Origin of the sequence: Mariniflexile sp. TRM1-10 (assembly GCF_003425985.1) — a bacterium.
Taxonomy (GTDB): Bacteria; Bacteroidota; Bacteroidia; order Flavobacteriales; family Flavobacteriaceae; genus Mariniflexile.
In genome coordinates, this window is record NZ_CP022985.1 from 2527951 (window position 1) to 2554233 (window position 26283).

At 33.9% G+C, this 26283-nt stretch carries 23 protein-coding genes; 9 read left to right on the top strand and 14 right to left on the bottom strand.

The genetic code is table 11. The annotated features are described in order from the left end of the window. Nucleotides 1–80: 80 nt before the first annotated feature. The 7 genes from rodA to CJ739_RS10775 all read right to left on the bottom strand — a co-directional run bounded on the left by rodA (nt 81) and on the right by CJ739_RS10775 (nt 7929). Nucleotides 81–1358, bottom strand: coding sequence for a rod shape-determining protein RodA (gene rodA / locus CJ739_RS10745; protein WP_117175151.1), 1278 nt, complete (start codon nt 1356–1358; stop codon nt 81–83). 37 nt (nt 1359–1395) lie between these two features. Beyond that, complete coding sequence (locus tag CJ739_RS10750) at nt 1396–3372, bottom strand: peptidoglycan D,D-transpeptidase FtsI family protein (protein ID WP_117175153.1); 1977 nt, start codon at nt 3370–3372, stop codon at nt 1396–1398. After that, on the bottom strand, nt 3369–3875 hold the full coding sequence (locus tag CJ739_RS10755; protein ID WP_117175155.1) for a rod shape-determining protein MreD: 507 nt from the start codon (nt 3873–3875) through the stop codon (nt 3369–3371). Before CJ739_RS10755 ends, CJ739_RS10750 begins: the two co-directional genes overlap by 4 nt. Then, nucleotides 3868–4692 carry a rod shape-determining protein MreC gene (gene mreC / locus CJ739_RS10760; RefSeq protein WP_117175157.1) on the bottom strand — a complete coding sequence of 275 codons (825 nt, stop codon included), beginning with the start codon at nt 4690–4692 and terminating at the stop codon, nt 3868–3870. Before mreC ends, CJ739_RS10755 begins: the two co-directional genes overlap by 8 nt. Before the next feature lie 11 nt (nt 4693–4703). Then, complete coding sequence (locus CJ739_RS10765) at nt 4704–5732, bottom strand: rod shape-determining protein (RefSeq protein ID WP_117175159.1); 1029 nt, start codon at nt 5730–5732, stop codon at nt 4704–4706. A gap of 75 nt (nt 5733–5807) precedes the next feature. Continuing rightward, nucleotides 5808–7340 carry a bifunctional phosphoribosylaminoimidazolecarboxamide formyltransferase/IMP cyclohydrolase gene (gene purH / locus CJ739_RS10770; protein ID WP_117175161.1) on the bottom strand — a complete coding sequence of 511 codons (1533 nt, stop codon included), beginning with the start codon at nt 7338–7340 and terminating at the stop codon, nt 5808–5810. 130 nt (nt 7341–7470) lie between these two features. Then, nucleotides 7471–7929 (bottom strand): XrtF-associated fRMsr-like GAF protein, encoded by a 459-nt coding sequence (locus CJ739_RS10775; RefSeq protein ID WP_117175163.1) that lies wholly within the window; start codon nt 7927–7929, stop codon nt 7471–7473. A gap of 186 nt (nt 7930–8115) precedes the next feature. On the opposite strand from CJ739_RS10775, the gene CJ739_RS10780 reads away from it, so the two are divergent. The 6 genes from CJ739_RS10780 to CJ739_RS10805 all read left to right on the top strand — a co-directional run bounded on the left by CJ739_RS10780 (nt 8116) and on the right by CJ739_RS10805 (nt 13771). After that, nucleotides 8116–8700 (top strand): helix-turn-helix domain-containing protein, encoded by a 585-nt coding sequence (locus CJ739_RS10780; RefSeq protein ID WP_117175165.1) that lies wholly within the window; start codon nt 8116–8118, stop codon nt 8698–8700. Nucleotides 8701–8830: 130 nt separating this feature from the next. Next, complete coding sequence (gene xrtF, locus CJ739_RS10785) at nt 8831–9382, top strand: exosortase family protein XrtF (protein ID WP_117175167.1); 552 nt, start codon at nt 8831–8833, stop codon at nt 9380–9382. Then, a complete protein-coding gene (locus CJ739_RS10790; RefSeq protein WP_117175169.1) occupies nt 9375–9803 on the top strand; it encodes an exosortase F system-associated membrane protein in 429 nt (142 codons plus the stop codon). The genes xrtF and CJ739_RS10790 overlap by 8 nt, the downstream gene beginning before the upstream one ends. Before the next feature lie 129 nt (nt 9804–9932). After that, nucleotides 9933–12158, top strand: coding sequence for a S9 family peptidase (locus tag CJ739_RS10795; protein ID WP_117175171.1), 2226 nt, complete (start codon nt 9933–9935; stop codon nt 12156–12158). A gap of 169 nt (nt 12159–12327) precedes the next feature. Then, nucleotides 12328–13029, top strand: a complete 702-nt coding sequence (locus CJ739_RS10800; RefSeq protein WP_117175173.1) for a hypothetical protein — start codon at nt 12328–12330, stop codon at nt 13027–13029. After that, a complete protein-coding gene (locus CJ739_RS10805) occupies nt 13016–13771 on the top strand; it encodes a hypothetical protein (protein WP_117175175.1) in 756 nt (251 codons plus the stop codon). The genes CJ739_RS10800 and CJ739_RS10805 overlap by 14 nt, the downstream gene beginning before the upstream one ends. Nucleotides 13772–13880: 109 nt before the next feature. Here CJ739_RS10805 and groL read toward each other — a convergent pair whose 3' ends face one another. The 7 genes from groL to miaB form a co-directional block, all read right to left on the bottom strand. Then, nucleotides 13881–15512: a chaperonin GroEL gene (groL, locus tag CJ739_RS10810; RefSeq protein WP_117175177.1), complete on the bottom strand. Its 1632-nt coding sequence runs from the start codon at nt 15510–15512 to the stop codon at nt 13881–13883. Nucleotides 15513–15699: 187 nt separating this feature from the next. Next, entirely contained in the window at nt 15700–15975 is a 276-nt protein-coding gene (locus tag CJ739_RS10815; RefSeq protein WP_117175179.1) for a co-chaperone GroES, read from the bottom strand. 148 nt (nt 15976–16123) lie between these two features. Continuing rightward, nucleotides 16124–16462: a preprotein translocase subunit SecG gene (gene secG / locus CJ739_RS10820; RefSeq protein WP_117175181.1), complete on the bottom strand. Its 339-nt coding sequence runs from the start codon at nt 16460–16462 to the stop codon at nt 16124–16126. Further along, the gene (locus tag CJ739_RS10825; protein ID WP_117175183.1) at nt 16462–17409 is read right to left on the bottom strand and encodes a DUF8458 domain-containing protein; all 948 of its coding nucleotides are present in this window, start codon (nt 17407–17409) and stop codon (nt 16462–16464) included. Before CJ739_RS10825 ends, secG begins: the two co-directional genes overlap by 1 nt. A 250-nt stretch (nt 17410–17659) precedes the next feature. Continuing rightward, nucleotides 17660–18169 carry an LptE family protein gene (locus tag CJ739_RS10830; RefSeq protein WP_117175185.1) on the bottom strand — a complete coding sequence of 170 codons (510 nt, stop codon included), beginning with the start codon at nt 18167–18169 and terminating at the stop codon, nt 17660–17662. Between the two features lie 122 nt (nt 18170–18291). Then, nucleotides 18292–19557: a sigma-54 interaction domain-containing protein gene (locus CJ739_RS10835; protein WP_117175187.1), complete on the bottom strand. Its 1266-nt coding sequence runs from the start codon at nt 19555–19557 to the stop codon at nt 18292–18294. Between the two features lie 82 nt (nt 19558–19639). Further along, nucleotides 19640–21088 (bottom strand): tRNA (N6-isopentenyl adenosine(37)-C2)-methylthiotransferase MiaB, encoded by a 1449-nt coding sequence (gene miaB, locus CJ739_RS10840; RefSeq protein ID WP_117175189.1) that lies wholly within the window; start codon nt 21086–21088, stop codon nt 19640–19642. A 150-nt stretch (nt 21089–21238) separates the two neighbouring features. Between miaB and CJ739_RS10845 the strand changes: the two genes are divergently transcribed. From CJ739_RS10845 to CJ739_RS10855, 3 genes are all read left to right on the top strand, one after another. Next, nucleotides 21239–22015, top strand: coding sequence for a hypothetical protein (locus CJ739_RS10845; RefSeq protein ID WP_117175191.1), 777 nt, complete (start codon nt 21239–21241; stop codon nt 22013–22015). A 137-nt stretch (nt 22016–22152) separates the two neighbouring features. Continuing rightward, complete coding sequence (gene topA / locus CJ739_RS10850; protein WP_117175193.1) at nt 22153–24642, top strand: type I DNA topoisomerase; 2490 nt, start codon at nt 22153–22155, stop codon at nt 24640–24642. A gap of 328 nt (nt 24643–24970) precedes the next feature. Beyond that, nucleotides 24971–26137 carry a formimidoylglutamase gene (locus CJ739_RS10855; RefSeq protein ID WP_117175195.1) on the top strand — a complete coding sequence of 389 codons (1167 nt, stop codon included), beginning with the start codon at nt 24971–24973 and terminating at the stop codon, nt 26135–26137. The last annotated feature ends 146 nt before the right edge of the window (nt 26138–26283 follow it).

A 26283-nucleotide genomic window follows, 5' to 3' on the forward strand; every position in this document is an offset into this window, starting at 1 on the left:
CGAAAGTATGATGGCAATACCCATTAAAAAGAAACAATTTCTCACCATAAGAGGTTAAAATAAAGGTGTTTGTTGTTGACTTACCATTGGTTGATTCTATCTGAATCTAACTTAATAAAAATAAATAATAAAATGGTAAAACCCCAAAGTCCTGAACCACCATAACTAAACATAGGCAACGGAATACCAATGGTAGGGATAATGCCCATTACCATACCAATATTTATAAAAAAGTGCATAAAAAATATGGATGCAACCCCATAACCATACATGCGACTAAATTGAGAGCGTTGCAATTCGGCCAAATGCAAAATACGAAGAAAAAGTAATATAAAAACAATAATTACTGCTGCGCTACCGACAAAGCCCCATTCTTCGCCTACGGTACTAAAAATGTAATCGGTATGCTGTTCGGGTACAAATTTTCCGGTGGTTCTAGTGCCTTCTAAATAACCTCTTCCTGTTAAGCCACCAGAACTAATGGCTTTTTCAGATTCATTTAAATTATAAGCGATGGTCTTTTTCATAAGATCTAGCTTAATAGGATCTTTTTCAAGACTTAGCCAAATAGTTATTCTGTCTTTTTGATGAAAAGGCAATAGGTTGTCGTAGAAATATCGAACACCAAATGAAATTAAAATACTGAGTAGAATGATAGAAATAGGTTGAATGAACAACGGTTTTCTTCGTCTGGTAAAATGATGACCTAATACAAATACTGTTATGATTAGAGATGTTATGACAACTCCAAATTTTAAGGAACATAGGCAAATAACAATAAGCATTAAAAGAAGGATTAAATAGATTGGTGATAAGCCCTCTCTATATAACACAAAAATAAAAGAACCATAAACCAACGTACTGCCAGCATCTTTTTGAAGTAATACTAATACCGCAGGAAGTGCAATAATAGCAAATACAGTAATTTGGTCTTTAACTTTTTTAATATCGGTGTTTAAGTCGCTTACGTATTTTGCAACAGCAAGCGCTGTAGCGGCTTTTGCAAATTCGCTGGGTTGTATCGTCATGCCGCCAATGGCATACCAAGAGGTCGCACCGTTAACGCTTTTTCCAAATATAAAAAGACCCACCAACGACAGCATGGAAATAATGTATATAACACTAGAAAAACGTTCGTAGAATTTAGATTCTATCGCTAAAATAAGGATAATAAGTCCTACGGTTAAAAAGATAAACATGAGCTGTTTTCCGTAAGGTTGCGAAAAATCCAAGTAGTTTATGGTGTCTCCAGAATGGGAAGCCGATACAATGTTTAACCATCCAAAACCAACAAGCAGGAGAAATAAAATAATGGTAATCCAATCAAATTTGTAATATCTGCTAGCTTCCGTTATCATTAATGTTTATTGTCTATATTAAGTTATTTAATTTAATCTATAAATTTACACCTTGGGTTTTCTTCAGTTCATCAGGGTTTCTTGATTTGCTATTTAGTTCATTCAATAATTCTTTAAGCTCTTTAAATTCTGAATCATCTACAACTTCTAAAGTTGTATTCTTATTAATTCCAAAGGGTTGTCCAGAATATGGTTTTGCGTACTCATGTTCTAAAGTATGTTTTAAAAGCCAATCTTCCATGTCGGTTCTGGAGATAGTATCATTAATATATTTTTCAATCATTAAACTGGCTATTTTTCCAGCAAATCGTGCTCCCCAATACCCGTTTTCTACAAATACAGCAAGGGCTATTTTAGGATTGTCTTTTGGTGCAAATGCGATAAATATAGAATGATCTGTAAGCTGCATGCGTTGCCCTTTAACTTTTACAAAGTTTTCGGCAGTTCCAGTTTTTCCGCAAATTTCAATACCTTTTACTTGAACACTTGCAGCGGTTCCATGGTTATAAACATCAAACATACCTTGTATAATAGGTTCAAAATGTTCTTTGTTTATGGTGGTATGGTTAGGGGTGGTATATTTAACATCAATGGTATGACCTTCAATATTTTTTATGATGTGAGGGGTATAATAGTATCCTCGGTTGGCAATGGCTGCGGTCATATTTGCTAATTGAATAGGTGTTGTTAATACTTCACCTTGCCCAATAGCGTTTGATAAGTTGAAAGTACTTCCCCATCTGTTTTTGCCATAAATTTGGTCGTAGGTTTTACTATTAGGAATTTTACCAGGTTGCCCTACCGATAAATCGTTATTCAAATAATCGCCTAAGCCAAAACTTTTTACATGGTTGCTCCAAATATCCATGCCTGTTGCAGGACTTTTGGTTTTGTCTATAATTCTTCTGTAAACATTCGCAAAATAGGCATTGCAGGAATTGTAAATACCACCATTCATTGCCAAAGGACTTGGATGGCTATGACATCCCATTTTCCTACCACCGTAACTATATCCATGGTTGCAATAAAACCGGTCTTCGGTAGTTACAACTTCTTCTTGCAAACCAATAAGTGCATTTAAAATTTTAAATGGAGACCCAGGCGGATACATGGCTTGAAGGCCTCTGTCATATAAAGGCTTGTTAATACTATCGTTATATAATTTTGTGAAATTAACTGAGCGTTGGCGTCCGACTAATAAATTAGGGTTATAGGTTGGTGTTGAGACCATGGCTAAAATTTCGCCGCTACTAGGTTCAATGGCAATAATACCACCGTGTTTATTTTGCATGAGCAATTCGCCATAAGCCTGCAATTTGGCATCGATGGTAATGGTGACATCGCTACCTGGTTTTGGTAATGTATCGAAAATACCGTCTTTGTATGGTCCTAAATCTCTATTAAATCTATCTTTTTGAATAAACTTAATGCCCTTCACACCGCGTAATGTTTTTTCGTAAGAGAGTTCAATACCTTGTTTCCCTATGAGGTCGCCCATTTTATAATAAGGATCTCGGGCAATAATAGCGTCGTTAACTTCGCCAATATCACCTAAAACGTTGGCGCCTATAGTGGTTTCATAATGTCTTAAGGAACGTTTTTGGATATAAAAACCTTCAAACTTTCGCATTTTTTCTTGTAAGCTGGCATAATCTTCTTTTGATAAATGCGGAATAAAAACGGAAGGTAACCATGGGGAGTAATGATATGCTTTTTCAAAGATTTCTTTAAACCTGGTTTTTTCAATTTTCAATAAACTGCAAAACTCTAAAGTATCTAAAGGTTTTACCTCACGAGGAATAAACATAACGTCGTATGACGGTTGGTTGGAAACCAATAACTCGCCATTCCTATCAAAAACAAAACCTCGTTTTGGATAGTCATAAACTTTTCTAATAGCGTTGTCTTCATATAAATTTTGAATTCCCCCACTATATATCTGTAAATAAAAAAGCCTAGATAGAAATATAAGTCCGACAACGGCTATTGCTATAACAAGTAAGAATCGTCTCATTTAGTTTTTTTACTAAAAATAATGGTTATAATTAGAATTAATAAAATAGTAAAAATACTTGAGAATAACGTTTTTTGAAGCACTAATATTATTTTTGAAACACTAAACATTTCTAAAAAAAACAATACAAAGTGATGTAGAAAAGTGAGAATGGTAAGATAGGTTAGTTTTTCACCGAATTCAACGGTATTAAATTTTATAGTTTGATGCTCGTAAATTACTCCAAAAGAGAATTTTAATATAACGGGTCTTATATAGGCTATAAAAACACAGGCTGCGGCGTGAATACCCCCAGTATCTGAGAATAAATCGATAGTTAGCCCTAAGAAAAAGCTTAAAAAAATAATAATAAAACGATTGTTTTTTACAGGAAACAACGCTATAAACATAATATAAACAAATGGGTTAATGTAACCTGAAAAGTTAATATTACTGAACAACACGACCTGTAAAAAAACCAATGAAATAAAACGCGTAATATGGACAAACACAGTGTTATTCATTGACGGTTTTGTTTAATAAATTATTAATCTCGTCAGTATCAATATTTTCAATAGTATAAACATGTTCAAGATTGGTCATATCATTAAACAATTTGATGTTTATTTCATAATAATTTTCGGCGGCATCAAGTTTAAAATCATGTATAATACCTATTGGAATTCCTTTAGGGAAAATGGACGAACGCCCCGATGTAATAATAGTATCGCCTTTTACAATAGGAGCTATTTTAGGAATGTCAATAAGTTGAATGTAATAAGGAGATTTGGCATTCCAGTAAAGTGTGCCAAAATGATTTGTTTTTTTTAGCTGAGCACTAATTTTATTTGTGGTATTCAATACAGAGATAACCGTTGCATAATGTTTGCTGGTACCATGAACAATACCAACAACACCTTTTGAGCTTATAACCCCTAAATCTTGTTTTAAACCATCGTTTTTTCCTCTATTTAAAAGTAGGAAGTTATTAGCGCCAGAATAGGTGTTTCTTATAACGTTTGCCAACGTAAATTTATAGGAACCTTTGTAAGAGGCCGTATCTATATAGGTAGAGTCTTTTTTGTTTTCAGAATTAAACAGCAGCATTTTTAAACGATTGTTTTCTTCTGCCAATATTTGGTTTTGAGACTTCAAATTTAAATAACCCGTAAAATTATTAATGGAATTGTAAATACCTCCAGTTAAAAAATTGGCAGAGTTTATAAACTTACTTTTATGGTAAGAATGTGTTTGAATTGTAAAAACAAAAGAAATAGAAAACAGCAACAAGGACAACAAAAAGTTTTTGTTTCTTATTATGAAATTAATAATCTGTTGCATGTTTTATAAGCCTATTTAATCAAAACGCTTTTGTATTTAGCTAAATTTTTAAGCGTAATACCAGTACCTCTTACAACAGCACGTAAAGGGTCTTCGGCTATGTAAACCGGTAGGTCTGTTTTTTGAGATAAACGTTTGTCTAATCCTCTTAGCATAGAACCACCACCTGCTAAATAAATACCCGTATTATAAATATCGGCAGCTAATTCCGGAGGTGTTTGCGATAAGGTTTCCATAACGGCATCTTCAATACGTAAAATAGATTTGTCCAATGCTTTTGCAATCTCTCTATACGATATAGATACTTGTTTGGGCTTACCGGTAAGCAAATCACGTCCTTGAACACTCATGTCTTCTGGAGGTAAATCTAAGTCTTCGGTGGCAGCACCAATTTGAATTTTTATTTTTTCCGCAGTACGCTCGCCCACATATAAATTGTGTTGCGTACGCATGTAGTAAACAATGTCGTTTGTAAATACGTCACCTGCAATTTTCACCGATTTATCGCAAACAATACCGCCCAATGCAATAACAGCAATTTCGGTAGTACCACCACCTATATCAACTACCATATTACCCTTAGGTTGCATGATATCAACCCCAATTCCAATAGCCGCCGCCATAGGTTCGTGTATCAAATATACTTCTTTACCATTTACACGTTCTGCACTTTCTTTTACTGCGCGCATTTCAACTTCTGTGATGCCCGAAGGAATACAGACTACCATACGAAGCGCCGGAGTGAAGAATTTCTTTTTTAATGCGGGTATGTTTTTAATAAACATACTTATCATTTGTTCTGAAGCATCAAAATCGGCAATAACACCGTCTTTTAAGGGGCGAATGGTTTTGATGTTTTCATGTGTTTTCCCTTGCATTAAACTGGCTTCTTGACCGACGGCAATAATTTTTCCGGTAATTCTATCGCGAGCTACAATGGAAGGTGCGTCAACCACAACCTTGTCGTTATGAATAATAAGAGTATTTGCAGTACCTAAATCTATTGCAATTTCTTCGGTTAAGAAGTCAAAAAAGCCCATGTGCTATTAGTGATTTTAGAGGTTTAAAAACTTATTTCGTAAATGTAGTAAAAGTTAATAAATATTGCTGTTTATTTAGTGTTTAAAATGACGCGTTCCAGTAAACACCATAGCAACGTTATTTTCATTACAATAATCAATACTTAACTGATCTTTAATAGAACCACCTGGTTGAATTACAGCGGTAATACCAGCTTTCTTTGCAATTTCCACACAATCTGGAAACGGGAAAAATGCGTCGCTAGCCATAACAGCACCGTTTAAATCGAAATTAAAAGTTTTCGCTTTATGGATAGCTTGCTCTAAAGCATCTACACGACTGGTTTGTCCGGTTCCGCTAGCAAATAATTGTTTGTTTTTAACTAAAACGATGGTGTTGGATTTTGTGTGCTTGCAAATTTTTGAAGCAAATATTAAATCTTCTAACTCGTTTTTTGATGGTTTATTGTTGGTCACATAAGTTAATCCTTCAATAGTGTCTGTAATCATGTTTCTATCTTGAACCAAAATGCCATTTAAACAGCTTCTTACATTGGTTTGAGGCAACTCTACATCATGAAGAACTAATATGATTCTGTTTTTCTTTCCTTTAAGGATTTCTAAAGCTTCAGTATTGTATGAGGGAGCAATAATGACTTCACAGAATAAACTACTTATTTCTTCAGCAGTTGCTTTATCTATTTCAGTATTGCTAATTAAAACACCACCAAAAGCAGAAACAGGGTCGCCAGCTAAAGCATCTTTATACGCTTGGTGAATGGTGTTGCTTTGAGCAAAACCACAAGCGTTGTTGTGCTTTAGAATAGCAAATGTGGGCGCTTCATTTTTGAATTCGTTTATTAGATTCACTGCGGCATCAACATCCAATAAGTTGTTATAGCTTAATTCTTTTCCGTTAAGTTTAGTAAACATCGCATCAAAATCGCCAAAGAAAAACCCTTTTTGGTGCGGGTTTTCGCCATAACGCAACACGTTTCCGTTAGTTTCGCTAATTTTTAAAACAGTTTCTTCGTTGTTTTTGTTGAAGTAATTAAAAATGGCAGTGTCGTAGTGCGACGATACTTTAAATGCTTTTGTAGCAAAACGTTTTCTGTTTTCTAAAGAAATACTTCCGTTATTAGCCGAAATAAGTTCTAAAAACGCTGCATAATCATCAACAGATGCTACACAAACAACATCGGCGTAATTTTTTGCAGCAGCACGAATTAACGAAATACCACCTATATCAATTTTTTCAATAATATCTTGTTCACTTGCGCCCGAAGCAACAGTTTTTTCAAACGGATATAAATCAACAATAACGACATCAATTTGAGGGATTTCAAAAGTTTCTAATTCAGAGGCATCTCCTGCATGGTTTTGTCTGTTTAAAATACCTCCAAACACTTTTGGGTGTAATGTTTTTACACGACCACCAAGAATAGATGGGTATGATGTTACTTCTTCTACAGGAACTACATCAATGCCTAAGTCGTTAATAAATGTTTGGGTACCACCAGTAGAATAAATGGTTACACCTTGTTCGTTTAGTTTTCTAACAATAGGTTCTAAACCTTCTTTACTAAATACAGAAATTAATGCTGATTTTACTGTTTTTTCGTTGCTCATTTTTTTAATCTAATTATAAGTTGCAAAAGTAGTTATTTCAACTAAAATACAACTGTTTATAAAACAAAAAACGAGACGACTTTTTAACTAAATCTTTGATTTGTTAACAGGGAATTCGAAATTCTAAAATTTACTCCAGTATGGAGGCAACTTGTGCGCAAACAAACTCTAAAAAACGTTCGTCTGCTTCAGTAAAAGGGTCTGGCGTGTTAGAGTCGATATCAATTTGCCCAATATTTTCGCCATTTACAAAAATGGGGATAACAATTTCAGCTTTAACCGTAATGCTGCAAGCTATATAATTATCTTGGGCTGTCACATCGGGAACCACAAAGTTTTGGTTGCTAACCGCTACTTGTCCGCAAATACCTTTTCCAAAAGGAATTACAGTATGATCGGTTGGTGCGCCAACATACGGGCCCAAAATAAGTTCCTCTTTTTTGCCATTTCTAAAATAAAACCCAACCCAGTTGTAATAGCTAACGTGTTTTTCAAGGAGTTCGCAAATATTTAACAGGCGTTCGTTTACCGTTTTGCTGGTGTTTGAAACAATAGCTTCTACTTGGGGTTTTAGTTGTTCGAAAATCATAAAATTGTAAAGTTTTTGTAAAAGTATTTAAAAAGGGATGTATTATATATTTGGTTTGCATAATTTTAACCTTATAAAAAGTTGTAGATTGTGTTTAGACACAAATGACGTAAAAATGACATATTAAAGGCGCAACATAAATAATGAAACTCCGAATACTTTTACTTCAAATTAAAAGTATATAAAATGAACGATTTGAATTTATCACAAAGAGTAAAAGGTTTAAGAAATCAGAGAGGAATGACTCAAGAGTTATTGGCTGAAGATTCTGGTTTGAGCTTAAGAACAATTCAAAGAATTGAAAATGCCGAAACAGTACCCAGAGGGGATTCTTTAAAAAGATTAGCAATTGCGCTAAATACAACGCCCGATGAAATTATTGATTGGAAAATTCAAGAGGATAAAGGGTATTTAATATTAATGAGCTTATCTGCTCTTGGATTTTTATTCTTTCCTATATTAGGAATTATTCTTCCTTTAGTTTTTTGGATACTTAAAAAGGATAAACTGAAAAATGTGAATGAGCTTGGTAAATCCATGTTAAATTTTGAGATAACTTGGTCTATTGTGCTTTTTTCATACTCCATTTTATTGTTTCTTGGAGTCATTAGTCCTATATTTAAACACATAACTCCTTTTAGTGTCTTTAAGGCATATGTTCCAATAATCATTTTATATATTTATAATTTTACAATAATTATTATAAATACGGTTAGAGTTTCAAATGGCAAAAAATACAATTATATTCCTTCTCTAAGGATATTCAAATAAGATATAAGATAACATGCTTTAAGAGGTGAAGAAATTTAATTAAAATGGTTCCTAAGCATAAAAAATATATAAGCCTTGTGAAATTATGGTTTTTAATCTCAATGTTCCTTAATTTAAATCATTTGTTTTTTTGAAAGCACTTTTAGTAAAATATAAGTTGGTTATAAAGTTTATACTTGCGTTTTTATTGACGTATATTATTCTGTCAATACTCTATAAGTTTTATTTGCAGTTTTCTGACGGGGCTAAATTTTACCCAGATTACATGACGCACTTAGTGGCTAAACAAAGTGAATCGTTATTAAATACTTTTGGATATCATGCACAAGTGTTGCCACATCCAAATGAACCATCAGTGAAGCTAATTGTTAACAACCAATATTTAGCACGTGTTGTTGAAGGCTGTAATTCTATTAGTGTTATTATATTATTTGTGTCATTTATCGTGGCTTTTGCTTCTAAGTTTAAAACAACATTTTTCTACATCCTTTCGGGAAGTGTTTTGATTTATACAGTTAATTTATTGCGCATTGTTCTGTTAACTATAGGTTTGTATCATTATCCATATCAAAAAGATATTTTTCATAAGGTTGTTTTTCCTGCTATTATTTATGGGATGGTATTTTTATTGTGGGTTTTTTGGGTGAATCGTTTTTCAAAATTGAAGAGAGGCAATGAATAATCCAACAAAATACATCTTATTAATTGTGTTATTCGGATTGTTGATTTTAGTTCGAGTTTTTGAAGACGACTTGTTTTACGATCCTTATTTAACATTTTTTCAAAACGATTACTTGTATATTGATAGTCCCAGACGCGAAATTTTTAAAGTCGCCATGTTTACTACATTTCGATATATTTTAAATACAGTCATTTCATTAGGCATACTCTATGTGGTTTTTAAAAACAAAAGCATTATAAAGTTCTCAGTGTTTATATACACGTTGGCTTTTGTAACTTTAATGGCCATTTATTTGTATTTTGTTATTAACCCAAGACAAGAAGACTACTATTTATTTTTTAATGTACGCAGGTTTATCATTCAACCCATCATTTTAATGCTGTTGCTTCCTGCATTTTATTACAATAAACTTAAAACTTAAACAGTCTCTAAGTGTTAATCATTTAATAAACGCATCACAAGAAGCTGTTAAACTAAGAGTCTGAATATTGGCAGTTTCAAATTAAATATTAACTTCGGAAATTTATTATTCATTTAAAGCACAACTTTTATGCACATTTTTAAATTGGTTTTTAATTTCAAAAGCAAACTTAAAGTATCCTTAGTTTTTTTATTTATTAGTTTGTTGTCAATCCAAGGGTTTTCGCAAGACTCAGGATTAAAATGGTCTAACGATGGTAAATCGTATTATACAATTCAAAGCGAGGGCATTGTTCAGCATACCTTACCTTCTAATGATGCTAAAGTATTAATATCAAAAGAGCAATTAATACCTAGCGGTAGTAACACACCTTTGACAGTAAGTTATTTTACGTTTTCAAAAGATGAGCAAAAAGTGTTGCTGTTTACTAATACCAAACGTGTATGGCGATTAAATACCAAAGGGGATTATTGGGTTTTAGATATGGTAACAGGCGCTTTACAACAACTAGGTAAAACTTTGCCGGAAGCATCGCTTATGTTTGCTAAAATATCTCCCGATGGTAAATTGGCTGCCTATGTAAGTGACAATAATATATATGTTGAAGACTTAAGCAACTCAAAAATAAAAGCACTAACGACCGATGGGACTGCAACATTAATCAACGGAACGTTTGATTGGGTTTATGAAGAAGAATTTGCCTGTCGCGATGGTTTTCGTTGGAGTTTAGATAGTAAATCGATAGCCTATTGGCAAATTGATGCGAGCGATACCAAGACGTTTTATATGATTAATAACACCGACTCTATTTATTCGCAAATAGTGCCTTTGGAATACCCCAAAGTTGGCGAAACACCGTCGTCTTGTAAAGTCGGTGTTGTAACTATTGATGATGTAAAAACCACATGGATGGATATTCCAGGAAATCCACGTCAAAATTATTTGGTGCGTATGGAGTTTATACCAGCAACCGAAAACTTATTAATTCAGCAATTAAACAGAAAACAAAACCAAAGCAAACTTTTTATTGCTGAACCAAGAACGGGTATTTCTAAAGTTATACAAGAAGAAACCGATGCAGCTTGGGTAGATATCTATCAAGCAGGAAACCACTATAGCATCGATTTTACCAACAATTTTATTTGGTACAACAACGGAAAAAATATTTTATGGACTTCAGAAAAAGATGGTTGGAGGCATTTATATAACGTGTCTTTAGAAGGAAAGAAAGAGCAATTAATAACCAAAGGCGCCTACGATTTTATAGACCTGTCATACATTGATACCAAAAATGGCTATGTGTATTTTATGGCATCGCCCAACAATGCCACACAAAGCTATCTTTACAAAACGAAGCTAAATGGTAAAGGAACTTTAGAGTTGGTAAGCCCAAAAGCATTAGAAGGCACACATAGTTATAACGTATCGCCAACAGGTGCTTTTGCCGTGCATTCGTTTTCAAACCATTTTACAAAACCAGCTTCTGAGCTTATTTCGTTTGAAAACCATAAACCAATTAGTACGGAAGCCAGTATAGAAGCCAATCTGTCTAGATTGCAAGAGACGTCTAAAGTTGAATTTTTTAAAGTGACTACTGCCGAAGGCGTTGAAATGGATGGATGGATGGTAAAACCAACCAATTTTGATGCTTCAAAAAAATACCCCGTAGTGTTTTATGTGTATTCTGAACCTGCATCTACAACGGTAAACGATTCTTATGGCGCAGGTAGAAACTGGAATTATAATGGTAGTATGGCAGATGATGGCTATATTTACATATCATTGGATAACCGAGGGACACCAGCACCAAAAGGGCGCGCATGGCGTAAAAGTATTTATAGAAACATAGGAAGAATTAATATTAAAGACCAAGCCATGGCAGCCGAAGAAATACTAAAGTGGCATTTTGTAGATCCAGAACGTATTGCAGTTTGGGGGCATAGTGGAGGCGGTTCAGCAACTTTAAATTTGTTGTTTCAATATCCTGAAATTTATAAAACGGGCATTTCATTAGCGGCTATTTCAAACCAGTTAACTTACGATAACATCTATCAAGAACGTTATATGGGCTTGCCACAAGAAAATATGGAAGATTTTGTAAAGGGGTCGCCTGTAACGTATGCTGAAAATTTACAAGGCAACTTATTGTATATTCATGGTACCGGCGATGATAATGTACATTACCAAAATGCCGAAATTTTAGTAAACGAATTGGTAAAACACAACAAACAGTTTCAGTTTATGCCGTATCCAAACCGTACACATGGTATTCGGGAAGGCGAAGGCACGACAGCGCATTTAAAAACATTGTTCACTAATTATTTAAAAACGTATTGCCCACCGGGAGGCAGGTAAATGATTTTTTTAAACCACTTATATAAAAAACTCCAAGGTTATGGCTTTGGAGTTTTTTATGCTTTTATGAATTGATTTTGTGAGAAAATTTATTAAATTCGTTTAGCGTTAAATACTAGAACGATTTTGCATAATTATAGTTGCAGGTAATTAAAGCTAATCTTTACGAATGAATGACAAATTAATAATTCTACTGGTTTCACTGCTTTACTTTTCACCAGCAATTTATCAATTGTTTTTGTTATTAAAAGAACGTAAAGATGAAAATAGGGAGTTGCTAAAAAAGTTATTGCAATTCTCAAAATACAGTTTTTTAATTCTAATTTTTACTTCAATTGTTTTTGGGATTTTGAGTCATACAAATTTTTTGAATTACGAAAAACCTCTAACTTTTGATAAGTACGACCAAATCACATTTCAGAATTTTCGAGGTCTAGAATTTTTCAAAAAGTCACTTTATGGTAATGAAAGATTTGCATATGTTGTAACCTCAATAGATAGTGATATTGATGATAATTCCGTTACCGTCCAATCATTATTTCATCCATCGCGCTCTTTCGTTTATAAAAAAAACACAAATAGCAAAGAACTTTTAAATCACGAGAAATATCACATCAAAATTACAGAATTGTTTGCTAGAAAAGCAAAGGAAAAGATATCTGATTTAAATACTTTTGATAAAGACAAAATCGAGGAAATAATAAGAGAAGTGAAAACAAAGGAAAGGACTTTTCAAAAAGAATATGACTACAATACTTTTCACAGCTATGTTTTAAGTGAACAAAAAAGATACGAGAAAGAAGTAGACAGTTTATTAACTTTGTTAAACAAATATAAAAAACCAAAAATAACAATTAATGATAAAAATTAAATACTTTCTTTTAACGTTTGCTTTCTTAACATTAACCAATTGTAACAAAACAGAAGAGCACGAATTCCCTTTAGACAAAAGGTATTGGGATATTAACGATTATGACAAAGCGATTCTTGAATTAAGATTTGGTTACATGGATGATGAAAAAAAACCAACTTTTGATAATCCTGAGCAAAGAATAATTGTTCAAAAATTAACAGATGAACAAAATTTCAAAATAGTACTAAAAGACAAAGAATTGGGCTTAAAACATCGGAATGATGTTGCTACGGAATTCTTTGACCATTGGAAAGATATGAGTCAAATTTATCAAGCAACTGACCGTAAAGATAAATATATTTATGATATAGAAATGTTGGCTGTTTGGCATTATGGTTTGAGTTTACAACTTGACTATTTTAAGTTAGGAAATGACCAAATAAAAGAAAGTGCAGATGACCCGAACTCTTCAAGAGTTAAAAATAATATTAATTCAAATATTGAAACTCTTATAAGTAATTATACTATTTATTTGGATAAGATTAATGACGAGGACGCATTTACGGAACAAGGGAAAATCAAACTTGCAGAAGGGATTGATAAGTACTTTGCTCAACTGATTGAACTTTATCCCGAGGCAAATTATAGCGGAATGAAAAAGAAAGCTGAATTGATGCTTAAAAAGAGTGAGTCTGATAAAATCAAATCATCTCTTGTGAAATTAATTGAGTTAATCGATTCGAATAAAAAAGTTGAATAACCATCTTAGTTCTTAATCTGTGTAACTTTTATACATCGAACATTAAACCCACAAAAAAACGCCTCAAAATGGAGGCGTTCTTTAATATCTGTGTGTCGAGGCTCTCGATTTACATCATTCCTGGCATACCGCCACCCATACCGCCTGGCATAGCTGGAGCATCTTCTTTGATGTCAATTAAAGCGCACTCGGTAGTTAAAATCATTCCAGCAACCGATGCCGCATTTTCTAAGGCAATACGTGTTACTTTTTTAGGATCGATAATACCTGCTTTTAGCATATCTACATAAGTTTCAGACTTTGCATCGTAACCAAACGATCCTTTGCCTTCCATAACTTTAGAAACTACGACACTACCTTCGCCACCTGCATTTTCAACAATGGTGCGTAAAGGTGCTTCAATAGCACGTGCTACAATTTGAATGCCTGTTGTTTCATCAAGGTTTTCCGTTGTAATTTTTTCTAAAACCGATTTTGCTCTTACTAAGGCAACACCGCCACCGGCAACAATACCTTCTTCAACAGCAGCTCTTGTAGCGTGTAATGCGTCATCAACACGGTCTTTTTTCTCTTTCATTTCTACTTCAGAAGCAGCACCAACATAAAGCACTGCAACACCACCAGCTAATTTAGCTAAACGCTCTTGTAATTTTTCTTTATCGTAATCGCTTGTAGTGATTTCAATTTGTGCTTTTATTTGGTTTACACGTCCTTTAATAGCATCGGCATCACCAGAACCATTTACAATAGTCGTGTTATCTTTATCAATAGTAACAGTTTCAGCGGTACCTAGCATGCTTAAATCGGCATTCTCTAAAGTGAAACCGCGTTCCTCAGAAATAACAGTACCACCCGTTAAGATCGCGATGTCTTCTAACATGGCTTTACGTCTGTCTCCGAATCCTGGTGCTTTTACAGCTGCAATTTTTAATCCGCCACGTAATTTGTTAACCACCAAAGTAGCCAATGCTTGACCATCAACATCTTCGGCAACAATTAATAACGGACGACCAGATTGTGCTACTGGTTCTAGTATGGGAAGGATTTCCTGTAAGTTAGAAATCTTTTTGTCGAATAATAAGATATAAGGATTGTCTAAATCTACAATCATTTTGTCGGTATCTGTTACGAAGTAAGGCGATAGATAACCTCTGTCAAACTGCATACCTTCAACAACGTCAACATACGTTTCCATTCCTTTAGCTTCTTCAACAGTAATAACACCTTCTTTACCAACTTTGTCAAATGCTTTAGCAATTAAATCGCCAATAGTATCGTCGTTATTAGCAGAAATAGAAGCCACTTGTTTAATCATTTCAGAAGAGTTACCTACTTTCTTTGATTGTTTTTCTAAATCCTTAACAATAGCTTCAACAGCTTTGTCTATCCCACGTTTTAAATCCATTGGGTTAGCACCAGCAGCCACATTTTTTAAGCCTTCTTTTACGATAGCTTGTGCTAAAACGGTCGCAGTCGTAGTACCATCGCCGGCTAAATCGTTGGTTTTAGAAGCAACTTCTTTTACCATTTGTGCGCCCATGTTTTCAAGAGCGTCTTTTAATTCAATTTCTTTAGCTACAGTCACACCATCTTTAGTTACCTGAGGTGCTCCGAATGATTTGCTAATAATAACGTTACGACCTTTAGGGCCTAAAGTTACTTTTACTGCATTTGCTAATGCATCAACACCACGTTTTAAACCGTCGCGTGCTTCAATATCAAATTTTATATCTTTTGCCATAATGAAAAGTTTTATTTTTCATTCCCTCGAAGGAGGGAATCTATTTTTAATTTTAGTTGAAATTTTAATTTTTTTTTCGTCATTGCGAGGGTTTTTAACCCGAGGAAACCTTTAAACTAGAAGCCCTATTCAAAAGGTTACTTCGTGCAAACTCCTCGTCCTTGTGATGACGTGTTGAAACTTGCTTTTAGATGATCGCAAGAATGTCGCTTTCACGCATTATTAAATAATCTTTACCTTCTAATTTAAGTTCGGTGCCAGCATATTTACCATATAAAACAGTATCGCCAATTTTAACGGTAATAGGCTCATCTTTGGTGCCTTTTCCAGCAGCAATAACGGTTCCTTTTTGTGGTTTTTCTTTAGCGTTATCTGGAATAATGATTCCCGATGCTGTTTTAGTTTCAGCGGGTGCAGGTTCAATAAGAACGCGGTCTGCTAATGGTTTAATGTTTAATGCCATTTGTGATATATTTTTAAGTTTAAAAATTAATGTTAACGGGTATGTACTATTCTAAAAGTGTGCCAATGGTTGCGAACTGACAAACTTACAGCAACAAAAAATGCCAACTTGTTTAAAGTTGGCATTTTTTGTTTTATAGTAGTGCAAATTATTCTACCGGAGCAGTGTTGTTTGCAGGTTTTGCTGGCGTTGGTAAAGGTTGTGATGTTGTAGCATCTGGATCCAAAGCTTTGGAATCTGCGCTTTCACCACCTCTGTTAATAGCAACGTTAGATAATAAAATTAATATCAATAATAAAGTTGCTAATGTCCAGGTACTTTTATCTAAAAAGTCGGTTGTCTTTTTTACTCCACCTAATTGTTGTGTGCCACCACCGCCAAAAGATGATGATAACCCACCGCCTTTAGGGTTTTGAACCATGATTACTACGATTAGTAAAAATGCTACCACAACTATTAATGCTAAAAATATTGTAAACGTACTCATTATTTCTTGTTATTTTGTTCTTGTAATTGTTCTACTGCCTTAATTTGGTTTGCAAAGAAACTACTTTTTTCTGGATATTTCAAACTTAAAATTTTATAAGATTGAATTGCCTTTTGATAGTTTTTTTGTTCAACATAAATTCGTGCCAAAGTCTCGGTCATTAAGGCTTCGGGTTGTATCATTTGTGCTTCGGCAAGATTTACTTTTGAAGGCGAAAAAGTGGTATGGTTTATTTTTGGGTTTTTGCTGATAAACTCTTCAATAAGCTTAAACTTTTTAAGTTTATCTATCTTAGAAGGGGTTTCAGGTTCTTTCGGTTCTTCTTTAATAACATCTTCATGTCTTTCAATAGGCTTCAGGCGTGTTAAATTTAACCATTCATTAAAAGAATGAGTTTCTCTTTTATCAAATTCAAGAGGTTTGCCTAGTTTTAATATATTACTGGCAGCAGTTTCTGGCGTTACTGTTTCTTTGGCAGCAATTTCAATACTTTCAGATTCATCTAAGGTAAAAGCAGTTGGTTTTTGTATTTGGTCCTTTTTAGGTTTAAATAGGGTAGGGTCTAAAACGCCAATAGTTGCTGTTATTTGTTGCTTTAGGGCATCGTCAATTTTTATACTTTTTTTTACTGAAATGTCTTCAATGTCAATGTCAATATCTTTTAAATGTGCTGTGTTTTGCTGGATGAATTCTGAAATTTCATTTTGAACGAATACATCAGACGTTATAAAATCGAATAAAATACTGCGATCTGCCGTATAAGCAGCCGTGGTTTTAAGTTCTTGATTGTATTTAAAACTGCTTTCGTTTTTTAAACCTTTAAGGTACAGAGCACGTGCCGATTGAAAATAAGGAAATTCATTAATAATGGATTTTACAGCTTCGGTTTGCGGATGCGTGATGCTTTGCGGATGCTGAAGTATGTATGTAAAATCGGTGTTGTTCATTTTTTTAAAGAAAGTTTCAAAGCTTCAGAGTTTCAAAGTTTCAGAGTTTCAGAGTTTCAAAGCTTCTAAGTTACAAAGTTACAAAGTTGCAGAGATTCAAAGATTCAAAGATTCAAAGATTCAAAGTTGCTGATTTATAAATATTTAAAGTCACTAAGTTTTGTGTTTTCATTTGTTTAGCATCAAAGCTAACGTAAAAAAAATAATTTTGCCATCAACCATCAACCATCAACCATCAACCATCAACCAACTACCATTTAGCTAATGTAGCATTAAAAATATCTTGAGTAAGACGTTCAAAAATTTCTTCGTGTGCTGTTGTTTTTGTGGCTCCAATTAGTTGGGAGCTTCCGGCATAATCGTAAAAGAATGAAAAGGTTTGTTCCAAATCGTCATCTTCCTTTTTTCTGTTAAAAAATCTTACTTTAACGCTTATTGTTAATCTGTTTTGGGCTGCTGTATTTTGAGATGTTGCTGTGGTTGGTGAAATGCGGTAATCGGTTATTTCACCTTCGTAAACCAAATCACCATTTGATTGCACAAGTGTTAAATTGGTTTGGTTTTGAATTAAATCTTCTAAAGCAATTTTAAAATCGCGTTCTAAACCCGGTTCTACTAAAAGCGCATTGTTTTCAAAACGATTTACTTGATAGGTTTTTACATTTGCTGGAACCGATGCGCCTGTGAATGAATAAAAACCACAGCCAAAAAGTGATAAACTAAAAGTTGTAATTAAGAAGTAAAAAAAATAGTTTTTCATAAATATCTAAAAACACTTCGACTGCGCTCAGTGTAACACATTTAGTTAATAATTGTAAAACGATTTGTAGTTAGCATTGTTGTATTTTTAACTGTTTACTGGAATTGAATATTGCTAACTATTTACAAATCGTATTGTTTAATTTTCCTGTACAAAGTACGCTCGCTAATGCCTAATTCGGCTGCTGCTAATTTACGCTTTCCGCTGTGACGTTCAAGCGATTTCTTTATTAATTCCAATTCTTTATCTTGTAATGATAAAGTTTCTTCTTCTTCAATTTCTTCAGCAAAATGGTATTTGTCTAAAGTTTCAGGTGATGTAGGGTTTACGCTGTGTTCTGGTATTGAAAGCACTTTGCTGTCATCTACAGGGTCTTCTTCATATTCGGCATCATCTTCATCATCACCATAAATTTTTTGAATTAAGCTTTCGTTATTTTTTTCAACATCTTTAGTGTTACCGTGTTTCATGAGTTCTAAGGTAAGCTTCTTTAAATCGTTTAAGTCGCTTTTCATGTCGAACAATACTTTGTATAGAATTTCGCGTTCGCTACTAAAATCGCTTTCGGCTTTGGATGTTTTTATTACGGCAGGTAAATTGCTGCCCGCTGTTGGTAAATAACTTTTTAGGATTTCTGCAGAGATGGTTCTATTTTGCTCTAAAACAGATAGTTGCTCTGCAATGTTTCGTAACTGACGAATATTGCCGGCCCAACGGTGTTTTAAAAGGGTTTGTATGGCAGCATCGGTTAATTTGATGGTTGGCATTTTGTATTTTAATGCAAAATCGCTGGCGAACTTTCTAAACAACAAATGAATGTCTTCTTGCCTGTCTCGTAACGGAGGTAAATGGATATCTACCGTGCTTAAACGATAATATAAATCTTCGCGAAACTTTTCTTTTTCAATGGCTTCAAACATGTTTACGTTTGTCGCCGCTACAATACGTACATTGGTTTTTTGCACTTTACTGGAGCCTACTTTTAAAAACTCGCCATTTTCTAAAACTCGCAATAAACGGACTTGAGTAGTTAATGGCAATTCACCTACTTCGTCTAAAAAAATAGTACCACCATCGGCGACTTCAAAATAACCCTCACGAGTTTGGGAAGCGCCTGTAAACGAGCCTTTTTCATGTCCGAAAAGTTCACTGTCAATAGTTCCTTCGGGAATGGCACCACAGTTTACGGCAATGTATTTGTTATGCTTTCTATGAGATAATTGATGTATTATTTTTGGAATACTTTCTTTACCTACACCACTTTCGCCAGTAACCAACACCGAAATATCGGTTGGAGCTACTTGAATTGCTTTTTCTATGGCACGATTTAGTGCAGGCGAATTGCCAATAATACCAAAACGTTGTTTTATAGCTTGAATTGATTCCATTCGTTAAGTTAAAAGTTGAAAAGTAAAAGGTTGAAAGTATTACTCATACTATTATTAATCATTAATTACTCATTACTCATTATTAATTGTTAATTGAATACCCAATAGCTTCCCCAATTAAGGTAGCACTGGTACAATCGTTAACTTTTACGTTTACAAAATCACCAATTTTATAGTCGCCTTTAGGGAAAACAGTAACCAAACTTTGTGGGGTTCTACCAGACCAATGTGCGTCCGATTTTTTAGATTCTTTTTCAATAAGAACTTCAACAACTGTGTTTAGATTTTGTCTGGTTCTATAGCCACTATGTTCTTGCTGAAGTTCTACCATTTCGGAAAGTCTTCGTTTTTTGGTTTCTTCAGGAACGTCGTCTTCCATCTTACGCTCAGCTAAAGTTCCTGGGCGCTCTGAATAAGTGAACATATAACCAAAATCATACTTCACATAGTTCATTAATGATAGGGTATCTTGAAAATCGGCTTCAGTTTCGGTTGGGAAACCAACAATCATATCTTGACTGATGGCACAATCGGGAATAACACGTTTAATATTATCTATTAATTCCATGTATTCTTCGCGGGTATGCAAACGGTTCATTTCTTTTAAAATACGGTTGCTGCCACTTTGTACTGGCAAATGGATGTGATTACAAATATTACGGTATTTCGCCATGGTTTCAACCACATCCATAGTTAAATCTTGTGGATTGGAAGTTGAAAAACGAATCCGCATTTTAGGTTGCGCATTGGCACACAACTCTAATAAATTAGAAAAATTAACCGCAGTAGCTCTTTGTAAATCGGAAGCTTTGTCAAAATCTTTTTTCAGGCCGCCACCATACCAAAGGTAACTATCTACATTCTGACCCAAAAGTGTTATTTCTTTAAAGCCTTTGCTCGATAAATCGTTAATTTCTTCGATAATACTTTGTGGGTCTCTACTACGCTCGCGCCCACGTGTAAAAGGCACCACGCAAAAGGTGCACATGTTGTCGCAACCACGCGTTATAGACACAAAAGCGGTAACACCATTGCTATTTAAGCGCACGGGAGAAATATCGCCATAGGTTTCTTCTTTTGAAAGAATAACGTTAATGGCATCGTGACCTTCATCAACTTCAGCTAATAGGTTTGGTAAATCTTTGTAAGCATCAGGGCCAACAACTAAATCAACAATTTTTTCTTCTTCAAGAAATTTAGTTTTTAGGCGTTCGGCCATACAACCTAAAACACCCACTTTCATTTTTGGGTTGTGCGAACGTTTTACCGCGTTGTATTTTTCTAAGCGTTTACGTACGGTTTGTTCAGCTTTATCGCGTATAGAACACGTGTTTACCAGAACCAAATCGGCATCTTCTAAATTTTGGGTGGTATTAAATCCTTGATTGGCTAAAATTGAAGCTACAATTTCGCTGTCGCTAAAATTCATGGCACATCCGTAACTTTCAATAAAAAGTTTGCGTTTGTTGCCTTCCTTTTGTTCAAGAACTAGAGATTCCCCTTGTTTGTTTTCGTCTATTGTCTTTTCCATAGGTTGTTGAAACACGTATTTTCAATAAGCATGCAAAGATACAATTTATTTATGTTTTGTGACAAAGTGTCAGATTTAAAAATTTATTAAATTTTGAAAATATGCAGGAAAGTGTTTACTTTGGTTCGAACTAACCAATATTTGATACACATGAACACAATTAATAGTTTATTAGATAAAATTGAAAAAGCAAAAGCTTTAGATTTTGGAACCATTTTTAACCAATCCATCGAATTATTTAAAAAAGTGTGGGTGCAAGGTCTTGTTATGCTCTTATTAACCATGCTTTTAATGGTGCCTTTTTACTTGATTATGTATTTACCAATGCTTGGAATGGGGTTAATTGACCCACAATCATTCCAAAACATGGAAAATATGCAGGATTTTACACCATTATTAATGGTTCCAATTTTCATATTTGCATTGTTGTTTTCATTTTTTGCCATGGTTATTAGTTTTGGTATGAAAGCCTCTTTTTATAGAATATGTAAGTTGAAGGATTTAGAAGAAATGGGAGCAGATGATTATTTCTACTATTTAAAGAAACCGTATTTAGGTAAAGTTATTAAGTTGTCTCTAGTTACTTTTGGTATTGTCTTATTAGCATTTGCTTTATGTGTTTTACCAATTTTTTATGTGTTAGTTCCCGTTACTTTAATAAATGTCGTATTTGCTTTTAATCCTGAATTATCAACTTCCGAAGTTATAAAAGCTGGATTTAAGTTAGGTAATAAAAAATGGCTAATAACTTTTGGATTATTATTTGTTGCTTGGTTATTGTCTACTGTAATAGGTTTTTTAATGTGCTGTATAGGAATATATATAACTAAGTCATTTATTAATTTACCAGTTTACTTTATCTATAAAGAATCTGTAGGCTTTGATAAAAAAGAAGACAACCAAGGTTATGGAATGTCTTACGAATAAATGATGAATTTCTTTAAAAAGCCTGTTTTTTGACTGCGAAAAACAGGCTTTTTTATTTAAACAGAAAACAGATAATCCCTAAAATTAGGCAGATAAACTTTTTTTCATATACATTTGTAGCTACAAAAAAATCAAGTATGGCGAAGAATTTAGTAATTGTGGAGTCACCTGCAAAGGCAAAAACTATCGAAAAATTTTTAGGAAAAGATTTTAAGGTAGAGTCCAGTTTTGGGCATATAGCCGATTTGCCTTCCAAAGAGTTGGGGGTTGATGTTGAAGGTGATTTTAAACCAAAATATGAAGTTTCGAAAGATAAAAAAGAGATAGTAAAAAAATTGAAAGATCTAGCTAAAAATGCCGATATGGTTTGGTTAGCAAGTGATGAGGATCGAGAAGGAGAGGCTATTGCATGGCATTTGGCAGAGACTTTAAAGTTGGATAAAAGCAAAACAAAACGTATTGTTTTTCATGAAATTACTAAATCGGCGATACAAAAAGCTATTGAAAACCCAAGAGGGATAGATTACGATTTGGTTGATGCGCAACAAGCACGTCGTGTATTGGATAGAATTGTAGGGTATGAGTTGTCTCCCGTTCTTTGGCGTAAAGTTAAGGGTGGTTTATCGGCGGGTCGTGTGCAATCTGTTTCTGTGCGATTGATTGTAGAGCGTGAACGCGATATTCAAAACTTTACTGCGGAAGCATCCTATAGGATTGATGCCGAATTTTCTAATGAAGAAGGACAAACATTTAAAGCGAAATTGCCTAAAACCTTTTCAACGAAGGAAGAGGCACAGAAATTTTTAGAAAAAAATGCAACGGCTACATTTAAAGTTTCAGATTTAGAGAAAAAGCCCGCTAAAAAATCGCCGGCAGCACCGTTTACGACATCAACTTTACAACAAGAAGCATCACGTAAACTTTATTTTTCGGTAAGTAAAACCATGACAATGGCACAACGCCTATATGAAGCGGGTTTAATTACTTATATGAGAACGGATAGTGTGAATCTATCTGACGAAGCACGTAATGGTGCAAAAGCAGAAATAGAAAGTGCCTTCGGATCAAAGTACAGTAAGTCAAGGAATTATAAAGGAAAATCGAAAGGAGCCCAAGAAGCGCATGAGGCGATACGTCCTACCGATTTCGCAATTCATTCGGTTGATATTGATAGAGACCAAGCACGTTTGTATGATTTAATTTGGAAACGTGCCATAGCATCGCAGATGAGTGAAGCAGAGTTGGAGCGTACCAATGTTAAAATTGCAGCATCCACGCATAGCGAACATTTTACTGCAAATGGAGAGGTTATTACTTTTGACGGTTTCTTAAAGGTTTATTTGGAAAGCACCGATGATGAAGATGTTGAGCAAGAAGGCATGCTTCCTGCAATGAAAACCAATGAAGCACTAATCAATAATTATATTACAGCAACCGAGCGTTATACGCGCCCACCATATAGATATACAGAGGCATCCTTGGTTAAACAATTGGAAGAATTGGGTATTGGTCGTCCGTCTACTTATGCACCAACAATTTCTACCATTCAAAATAGAAATTATGTTGAAAAAGGTACGGTTGAAGGTGTAGAACGTAGTTATACCCAACTCACATTAAAGAAAGGTACTGTAAAAGATAAAGTATTAACTGAAAAAGTAGGTTCGGATAAAGGAAAATTGGTTCCAACAGATATTGGAATGATTGTAACCGACTTTTTAGTGAATCATTTTGAACATATTTTAGATTACAATTTTACGGCAAAAGTTGAAGAGGATTTTGATAACATTGCCGAAGGAAAGGAAAATTGGACTAAAATGATGAAAACGTTTTATCAAGACTTTCATCCACAAGTAGAAAATGTTCAGGAAAACGCCGATAGGGAATCTGGTGAACGTGTTTTAGGAACCGATCCAAAAACAGGTAAACAAGTAAGTGTGCGTTTAGGTAAATTTGGACCTATGGTGCAAATTGGAACTCCTGATGATGAGGAAAAACCACAATTCGCAAGTTTAAGTCCAGATCAGCAATTAAACACCATTACCTACGAAGAGGCGATGGACTTGTTTCAGTTGCCTAAAAATCTTGGTACTTATAAAGGGGAGGAAGTTGAGGTTAATAACGGGCGTTTCGGACCTTATGTTAAGTTTGGTGATGCTTTTGTTTCTTTACCTAAAGGCGTTGATGCTTTAAGTGTTGAGTTGGAAGACGCTATTGCTTTAATTAAAGAAAAGCAAGCAGCAGATGCACCCATCTACATGTATAAAAAGTTACCTGTACAAAAAGGGAAAGGACGTTTTGGACCCTTTATTAAATGGAACAATATGTTCATCAACGTGAGTAGCAAGTACGATTGGGATAATTTATCGGACAATGATATTGTTGAGCTTATTGAAACTAAAATTCAAAAAGACATAGATAAAGTTATCCATAATTGGGAAGATGAAGGCATTCGCGTTGAAAAAGCCCGTTGGGGAAGGCATAATGTGCTAAAAGGAAAAATAAAAGTGGAGTTAGATAAATCTGTTGATGTATCAAAAATGACTTTAGAAGAAGCCAAAGCTTTAATAGAAGCTAAAGCACCTAAGAAAAAGGCGGTTAAGAAAAAAACTGCTACAAAGAAAAAGTAATTGAACGATAACTTTAAATAATAGAAAAAGTCAAGATGAGTTCATAGGCAGAAAACAGTATCTGAAATTCTTATATTTTAGTTTTTTGTAGATTATTTTTATGTTAACCACATGTAATAACTCACTATTTCTTACCATATTTGTAATCATGCTAAGAATTCATCTTGATTTTTTGTTTTTAACCGAAGATGAGATGAAATGTGTACAGATAAGGTGCTTTTTGTAAGGCATAGCGTTGTTAAGCAAAAAAAGTAACGAAGTATGGATAAATTTTAGCCATTTTTTAAAAAATAGAAAAAGTCACCTTTTTATATAAAACAGTATTTAAATGAATTTTAATTTTCTTTCACCTGTTTCAGATGTGGTTTTGGCTCATAACGAGTTACTTTCTTTACAAGCATTAGGTAGAAAAATCAGAATTCATTCCGCCCAAAAAGGAATTCCAGATTTAGAAGGTGTCAATATTGCCATTTTAGGAGTTCTTGAAAATAGAAATGATATTAATTATATAGGTGAAGAATTTCAGTTAAATGAAATTAGAAAAACCTTTTATGGGCTTTTTCCCGGTAGTTGGCATACCACAATAGCCGATTTAGGAGATATCAATAAGGGAGAAAGTGTAGAAGATACTTATTTTGCTTTAAAAACCACTATTGCTATTTTAATTAAAAAGAACATCATTCCTATTATTATCGGTGGTACCCAGGATCTTACGTACCCAAATTACAGAGCTTATGATACCATAATGCCTATGGTAAATATTGTGAATGTAGATAGCAAGTTCGATTTGGGCGACTCTGCCAAACCTATTAAAAACGACAGTTTTGTAGGTAAAATAATTTTAGATCAGCCATATAATCTTTTTAATTATGCTACTATTGGCTATCAAACGTATTTTAATTCGCAAGAAGAAAAAGACCTCATGGATAGTCTTTATTTTGAATCTTATAGACTGGGTTCGGTTTCAAAAGATATTACCCTTGTAGAACCTGTAATGCGTGATGCTAATATTGTAAGTATCGATTTAAATGCTGTTAAAGGTTCCGAGGTAAGTTTAAATCAAAAGTTTTCCCCAAATGGGTTAGATGGTAAAGAGATTTGTGCCATAGCAAGGTATGCTGGTATTAGCAATAAAGTAAGCTCTTTTGGTATTTACGAATATAAACCATCAAAAGATGATGACATTACTTGTATGCTTATTTCCCAAATGCTGTGGTATTTTATTGAAGGTGTTAATTTCAGGGTGAAAGATGATGATTTTTTAGGAGATAGCAGCTATCAAAAATTCATTACTTTGGTAGAAGACCAGGAATTAGTGTTTTATAAAAGTAATAAAACCGGCAGATGGTGGATTGAAATTCCTTTTTTAACAGAAATTAATAATAAATTAAAGAGACATACGTTATTACCTTGCATGCACCAAGATTATCTAGATGCCTGTAATAATAAGGTGCCAGATCGTTGGTATAAAGCGTTTCAAAAGAACTGTATTTAACATTCATAACTGTTAAAGGGTACATTTTATCGGTAAAACGTTATTTTTTTACGATGAAACGTAAATTTTTCTTTAAAAAAGTTGTTTTTTAAAAAATATATAAATATGTTTACGCTCTCAAAATTAAAGCTTAAATAATTAACCTC